Origin of the sequence: Burkholderia sp. Ac-20392 (assembly GCF_017104585.1) — a bacterium.
Taxonomy (GTDB): Bacteria; Pseudomonadota; Gammaproteobacteria; order Burkholderiales; family Burkholderiaceae; genus Burkholderia; species Burkholderia lata.
The window spans coordinates 1-4,931 of sequence record NZ_JAAGPB010000558.1 but is presented as its reverse complement, the minus strand read 5'-3'; the positions used below and the strand labels follow the sequence as shown (position 1 = coordinate 4,931).

General features: G+C 68.0%; 5 protein-coding genes. 3 read left to right on the top strand and 2 right to left on the bottom strand.

The window, feature by feature from the left end:
• The coding region (locus G3N99_RS34430) for an ABC transporter substrate-binding protein (RefSeq protein ID WP_206124600.1) at positions 1–1,001 on the top strand (1,001 nt) is incomplete at its 5' end.
• A 121-nt stretch (positions 1,002–1,122) separates the two neighbouring features.
• Positions 1,123–2,433, top strand: a complete 1,311-nt coding sequence (locus G3N99_RS34425) for an MFS transporter (protein WP_174938352.1) — start codon at positions 1,123–1,125, stop codon at positions 2,431–2,433.
• 12 nt (positions 2,434–2,445) lie between these two features.
• Here the strand turns inward: G3N99_RS34425 and G3N99_RS34420 are convergent, their stop codons facing one another.
• The gene (locus G3N99_RS34420; protein WP_206124599.1) at positions 2,446–3,126 is read right to left on the bottom strand and encodes a hypothetical protein; all 681 of its coding nucleotides are present in this window, start codon (positions 3,124–3,126) and stop codon (positions 2,446–2,448) included.
• Positions 3,127–3,218: 92 nt separating this feature from the next.
• Here G3N99_RS34420 and G3N99_RS42165 point away from each other — a divergent pair, with 92 nt between their 5' ends.
• A complete protein-coding gene (locus G3N99_RS42165) occupies positions 3,219–3,548 on the top strand; it encodes a prevent-host-death protein (protein ID WP_241012005.1) in 330 nt (109 codons plus the stop codon).
• A gap of 86 nt (positions 3,549–3,634) precedes the next feature.
• Here the strand turns inward: G3N99_RS42165 and G3N99_RS34410 are convergent.
• Positions 3,635–4,931 (bottom strand): sensor histidine kinase (locus G3N99_RS34410; RefSeq protein ID WP_206124598.1); only part of this gene is annotated, 1,297 nt, incomplete at its 5' end.

The window sequence follows — 4,931 nt, the reverse complement described above, 5'->3', positions numbered from 1 at the left end:
GCCGCCGCGCATTGATCGCCGCCGGGCTCGGCGTGCTGGCCGCGCCGTCGCTGGTGCGCGCGAAGCCGCGCACGGTGCGGATTTCCAAAGGCTATGGCGTGCTGTACCTGCCGCTGCTCGTGATGGAGAAGCAGCGGCTGTTCGAGCGGCACGCGGCGCGCCACGGCGTGCGCGACGTCGTGGTCGACTGGGTGCTGCTCGACGGCGGCAATTCCGTCAACGACGCGATGATGGCCGGCACGCTCGACTTCGCGGGCGCCGGCGCGCCGGGTTTCATCGAGCTGTGGGCGCGGGCGCGCGGCATTCCGAACGTCGAGGTGATTGGCATCAGCGGGCTGTCGACCTCGTCGCTGTCGCTGAACGCAAACCGGCCGGGCCTCACGTCGCTGCGCGACTTCACGCCGTCCGACCGGATCGCGGTGCCGGGCATCCGCACGTCGCTGTCGGCGGTGGTGCTGCAGATGGTCGCGAGCAAGCAGCTCGGCCCCGCGCATTTCGCGCAGCTCGATTCGATCACCGTGAGCCTGCCGCATCCGCAGGCGATGCAGGCGCTGATTCGCCGCGAGAACGGCGTCACCGCGCATTTCACGTCGCCGCCGTTCTCGACGCTCGAGCTGCGGCAGCCGGGCATCCACCGCGTCGTGAATTCGGTCGACGTGCTCGGCCCGATGACGCACGACGTCGTATTCGCGCCGAAGCGGCTCGTCGATACCGAGCCCGCGCTGGCCGTCGCGTTTCTCGGCGCACTCGACGAAGCGAACCGCCTGATCGCGCAGGACCCGCGCGCGGCGGCGGCGCTCTTTGCGGCGTCGTCGGGCGTCGGCATGTCGCACGACGACGTGATGCAGATGCTCGCCGCACCCGACACGCGCTTCTCGGTGCTGCCGAACCAGCTGATGGACTACGCCGAATTCCTGTACCTGGCCGGCACGATCAAGGCGAAGCCGCGTGCGTGGCACGAGATGTTCGCGCCGATGCTCGACGCGTACCGGTCGGGCTGATACCGCCGCTCCCTTTCATCGAAATACCTCGCGCCGTGCGCTCGTCGCGCGCGGCGCCGATTCATCCGAAATGCAACTGCTTTGCAACCGCTATGCAACCGATTCACGCAAGGAGCCTGAAGTGAACGCTACCGACACCCTGGACCCCGCGTCCGCCGAAGAACAGCGCATCATGTCGAAGATGGCGCGGCGCCTGCTTCCCATCCTCGTCGTGATGTTCCTGATCGCGTTCATCGACCGGCAGAACGTCGGCTTCGCGAAGCTGCAGATGGTGCACAGCCTCGGGATGACGGAAGCCGCGTTCGGGCTCGCGTCGTCGCTGTTTTTCATCGGCTACCTGCTGTTCGAGGTGCCGAGCACGCTCGCGCTGCATCGCTACGGCGCGCGCGTCTGGCTCGCACGGATCATGCTGACGTGGGGGCTCATCACCGTGCTGATGGGCTTCACGACGTCGATGCCCGCGTTCTGCGCGCTGCGCTTCGTGCTCGGCATCGCCGAGGCCGGCTTCTATCCGGGCGTGATCTACTACCTGACGCTGTGGTTTCCGCAGAGCTATCGCGCGAAGGTGCTCGGCATCTTCACGCTCGGCAGCGCGCTCGCGAACATGCTCGGCTCGCTGGTCGGCGGCGTGCTGCTGAGCCTGAACGGCGTGTGGGGGCTCGCGGGCTGGCAGTGGGTGTTCGTGGCGACGGGCATCCCGGCGGTGATCGTTGCAATCGTCGTGTTCCGCGTGCTGCCCGCATCGGTGCGCGACGCACGTTTCCTCGACGACCGCGAGAAGCAGATCGTCGAGGCCGCGCTCGAACGCGAGAAGCCCGCGCAGGCCGAACACGGCCAGCCGTGGAAGGCGCTGCTCGATCCGCGCGTGATGCTGTTCGCGGCGACCTACATGCTGATGTCGACGTCGCTGTATGGCGTAACGTACTGGCTGCCGACGCTCGTGAAGTCGTTCGGCGTGTCGAGCACGACGAACGGCGTCCTGAGCATGCTGCCGTGGGCGCTCGCGGTGCTGCTGCTGGTGTGGCTGCCGGGGAAGCTGCGCCGCGCGAAGAGCATCCTGCGCACGATCGCGATCGTTGCTGCGCTTGGCGCGCTCGGCTTCCTGCTGAGTCTCGTGCTGCCGTCGACGCCGTTGCGTTTCATCGCGCTCGTGTTGGGCGGCGCATGCATCCCGCTGCTGTATCCGTGCTTCTGGTCGATGCCGCCGCGCTACTTCACCGGCGCGCGGGCGGCGGCGAGCGTCGCGGCGATCAACTCGATCGGCAACCTCGGCGGCTTCTTCAGCCAGAACCTGATGCCGTTTGCCGGCAAGGTGACGGGCACCGCGTTCGGGCCGATGATCGTGCCGATCGTGTGTCTCGCGCTGCTCGGGATCGGCGCGCTGGTCGCGTGGACGCGGTCGGAGCGGGGGATGGTGGCGGCGCGGGCGTGACGGCGCGACGTGTTACCGCTTCATCAACTGGTTTCCGACGAACGCGAAGTTGGCTGTCGCGTGCGTGTTCGACAGCAGGTACTTGAGCGCGTGGATGTCGGGAGCGGTCGTCGTGAAGCGGTTGTCGCCGTCGAAGATGAAGTCCCATGTGACGATGCCGCGGCTGGTGCCCGGATCGTCCACGTGAATCTCCTTCAATGATGCAAGCGGATACGCGCGCTCGTGCCAGTCGAACAGGTGCCGCACGTAGAGGTGATCCGGTGTGACGATCTCGTAGCGCCGAAGGAAGGGCGTCGCGATGAGAAGGAGCACCGTCGTGAAGATCAGCCACGAGCGGGCGCCGCGCCACAGGACGGCCCGCGCCGACGGGCGGCCGCGCACCATGACGCGGTAGCGCGCGTAAGTGGGCTGCATGATGAGCGCGGTGCCGAACCACCAGGCGATCGCGATGAACCCGAGCGGCACGTTCATGAACGGCACCGAAAACGCGCCGACGAAGCTCGTCGGAAAATCCAGGAGCCGCGCGGTCGACACGAACCCGAGACCGATGTAGCTGCCCGCCGGATGCGGGATGAACACGGCCGTCGTCAGGGCCTGCAGCGCGAGCAGGACGGGCCAGCACAGCAGCGATACGGCCAGCCAGCCGGCCAGGGCGGCGAGAAAGAAGAGTGGATAGCTCAGGACGGATTTCATCGTGGTGGAGGCGCGAGGTCCGGACGGTCGACGCCTCGGCGCGAGAGCGAGGCGGGACAGTGGCAAATTGTAGCGTTGTGCCGAAGCGGATCATGCTGGCAATGTCGCCTTGGGCCGGCCGGCGGCCGCGCACGACCATGCAGCGAATGCGTCGTGGTCGGCAGGCTGGCATTTTGTGCATCCTGCCGATGCGTTACGATGCGTCGCAGGTATGGCGCATGGCGTGGGCAATGAAAACGACGACGATGGGTAGGTTGGGCGACGACATTTCGCGCCGACGCATGCAGCGCGAGTTTGTCGCGCGAGGCCTGGCATCACGCGGCGAGGCGCGGCGGACCGGTGAATACATCGATGCCGCGCACGTCCTTGCAGAACTTGAGCGCATGCTGGAAGCGGCGCGCGCGACGAAGGCCGTCGATTGAATCGGCGGATCAGGGGCATACGTTACCGGGCAGGCAGCGATCGTCGCTGTTCGGCGCCCGCCGGCATCATCGCCGTCACGGGGTATCTACCCGCGCGAACCCCCAACTCCGCCATGCGCGACCGTCACCTGCGCAGGCGACAGCGGAATCTCCACCTCGACCGTCGTCCCTTCGCCGAGCGTCGTCGCGATCCGCAGCGTGCCGCCGACGAGGTACGCACGCTCGCGTAACCCGACCAGCCCGAACGATCCCGACTTGCGCGGCACGCCGGGATCGAAGCCCGCGCCGTCGTCGCGAATCGTCAACTCGATCGCATGGTTCGCATGCACGAGTTCGACGGTCGCATGCGACGCGGCCGCGTGCCGCGCGACGTTCGCGAGCGCTTCCTGCGCGATGCGGAACACGGCGGTCGCGTAAGGCTCGTCGAGCTGCAGCTCGGGCGGGTCGACATGCAGCGCGCATTCGATGCCGTGCCGATGCCGGAAATCCTCCACGAGCCATTGCATTGCCGCGGCGAAGCCGAGATCGTCGAGCATCAGCGGGCGCAGGTCCGACGCGATGCGGCGCGTCGCGGCCACCGCGCCGCGCGCCAGCGCGTGCATCGCCGCGATCTTGCGCGCCAGCAACGCATCGTCCTGCGGCACGCGGTCGATCAGCCATTCGAGATCGTTCTTCAGCGTCGCGAGCGTCTGTGCGAGTTCGTCGTGCAGTTCGCGTGCGATGCGGCGCTGCTCGGCCTCGCGTGCGCTCGCGCTGATCGCGGCGATCTCGCGCAGCTCCTCGCGCGACGCCTGCAGCGCCCGCTCCGCACGCACGCGATCCTCGACTTCGCGTCGCAGGTCGCGGTTCGACGCGCTCAGTTGCGCGGTGCGCGCGGCGACACGCTGTTCGAGCCGTTCGTTCGCGTCGTTCAGCTGCGCGCTCTTCTGCACGACGAGCAGATGCTGGTAGCGCGCGCCGGCCAGCGCGCGCACTGTCTGCGCATGCAGCCGGCCGTTCTCGAACAGCATCGCGAACAGCACGACGCCGGATGCGACGAGGCCGTACGCACGCCCCGCGTAGAAGCCGAGGTCATAGCGCCCGTGGTTGAGCATCGACGACAGCGCGATGTCGAACAGCCACGCGACGAGCACCGTCATCACCCACAGGTCGAGCACGGAATGGCGTCGCCGCCGCTGCCACATCAGCATCAGCGCGACCAGGTTCAGCCCCCAGACGATCGTGATCGCGTTCGTCATCGTCGCGGCCATCCGGTTGCCGTTCATGATGCGCGGCAGCAGGTCGTGGCCGGCCGTCGCGAGCAGCGCGAGCGCGACCGTCGCGCCGACCGCGGCCGCGATGCACAGCACGATGGGAATCGCCGCGCGGCGCTGCGGGGCCGGG

Bases quoted from the DNA above. Each gene is read 5' to 3' on its own strand.
- G3N99_RS34420 (WP_206124599.1), bottom strand. From the start codon at position 3,126: ATGAAATCCGTCCTGAGCTATCCACTCTTCTTTCTCGCCGCCCTGGCC.
- G3N99_RS42165 (WP_241012005.1), top strand. From the start codon at position 3,219: ATGCTGGCAATGTCGCCTTGGGCCGGCCGGCGGCCGCGCACGACCATG.